Genomic DNA, 1,292 nt, shown 5'->3' on the forward strand with positions numbered 1-1,292 from the left:
GAAACTGTATTCAAATTTAATAAATTATCATTAGCAGATCGATTCTGGCTAATACTCATAAATACTCCGTTTGTTTAACTCAAATTGGCTCAATTACTTAAATTTGTAGGACTACAATATGGTTTCGTTTTACATATGTTGAGAAGTTAACGTTTAATTTTAACTTTAGTATCGCGATTGTGAGTATAGACTAGCTTTATTTCTATAAAACCTGTAACAACTGAAAAATTGTAGTAATCGAGTTTTTGAAACTGTGTCCATTTGCATAAGTCTTATACCTATGTAAAATAGTGTAATGAGATCATTCTATATAACCACTATCACTAACAGGCATAACAACTTGAGCAACCTTGGATCGATAGTATGCAAAAAGTATTCCATAACAATGCTATTGAGTGTCTTTTCCCCAAAATTATCTGTTGTGATATTATTCAAAAAATGACTATTAACCGTTATAAAGGTGATTAATATGGCTACCAAAACCTTACTTATTGTCGCGCATGCGCCATCACCGAATACCGTAAAGCTCGCACAAGCGGCTTATGACGGTGCTAATCATCCTGATATAGATATCAATGTCATTCTAAAGTCGCCCCAAGATACGCAGCCTGAAGATGTATTGGCTGCTGATGCATTATTATTAGGGACGACAGAGAACTTGGCTTATATGGCAGGTTTGACCAAAGATTTTTTTGATCGCTGCTACTATCCGGTGCTCGAAAAAAAGCAAGGGATGCCATTCGCTTTATATATTCGGGCAGGACAAGATGGCACAGGGACCAAACGTGCGCTACAAACGATTACGACGGGGCTACGTTGGGAATGGATTCAAGAAGCACTTATTTTACAAGGCGATTGGCAAGAGACGTTTAGCGAGCAAGTAGAAGAGCTGGCAATGACATTGGCCGCGGGTGTAGAGGCGGGTATCTATTAGGTCAATGTGGTAGGTTGTTGTTGCCTATATCCATTATTGATATCAGTGCTTTATTAAAACAGCATTATAAGGATGGCCGTAGTGTTTAATAATAATTCAGATAATACGCAATCCATTTCTCCAGACGGAATGCCATTTTCGCAAGCGTGTGAAAACAATAAAGCACCTATCTTAGATGTACTGCAAAAAGAGCTACAAGAGCATACTCATGTCTTAGAAGTCGGCTCAGGTACCGGTCAGCATAGTGTTTACTTTGCACCAAGATTGCCACACCTACAATGGCAAACCAGCGATGTAATTGATAATCATCAGGTGATACAAGCTTGGCATAATGCCTATCCCGCATCAAACCTGTATG

General features: G+C 38.5%; 2 protein-coding genes. Both read left to right on the forward strand.

Annotation, left to right across the window (positions count from 1 at the left end):
* Positions 1–469 precede the first annotated feature (469 nt).
* On the forward strand, positions 470–934 hold the full coding sequence (locus ACS8FD_RS15025; RefSeq protein ID WP_439261276.1) for a flavodoxin family protein: 465 nt from the start codon (positions 470–472) through the stop codon (positions 932–934).
* A 129-nt stretch (positions 935–1,063) separates the two neighbouring features.
* A partial coding sequence (locus ACS8FD_RS15030; protein ID WP_439276446.1) for a DUF938 domain-containing protein occupies positions 1,064–1,292 on the forward strand: 229 nt, incomplete at its 3' end.

This window comes from Psychrobacter sp. 1U2, from assembly GCF_051847575.1.

Coding starts and splice junctions, on each gene's coding strand:
- ACS8FD_RS15025 (WP_439261276.1), top strand. CDS start 470: ATGGCTACCAAAACCTTACTTATTGTCGCGCATGCGCCATCACCGAAT.